Source organism: Halorubrum sp. SP9 (assembly GCF_005435015.1).
Taxonomy (GTDB): Archaea; Halobacteriota; Halobacteria; order Halobacteriales; family Haloferacaceae; genus Halorubrum; species Halorubrum sodomense.
On sequence record NZ_SGXU01000673.1, the window covers coordinates 1 to 250 of the forward strand.

1 protein-coding gene is annotated in these 250 nt (G+C 65.6%); it reads right to left on the reverse strand.

All coding sequences use genetic code 11. The annotated features are described in order from the left end of the window. Positions 1 to 250: Na+/H+ antiporter NhaC family protein (locus EXE45_RS18960; RefSeq protein ID WP_274595506.1), on the reverse strand; the 250-nt coding region annotated here is incomplete at both ends.

Here is a 250-nt window from a genome sequence, read left to right on the forward strand (position 1 = left end):
GAAGATGTAGCCGAGCGCGGAGGTGTTGGCGTCGAGGATGTTCGCGCGCCGGTAGCCGTTGATGTTGAACTTCTCGCCGATGCGGGCAACGTACGGGGCGATCGCGATCTCGGCCGCGGTGTTGATCGTGATCATCCCGTTGATGGTCGCGGTGCCGAGGACCATCGTTAGCTCCGCGCGGCGGACGGTCGTCGCAACGCGGTCGAGGAGGAACGTCTGGATCGCCTCGAAGCCGCCGCCGCGGATCATG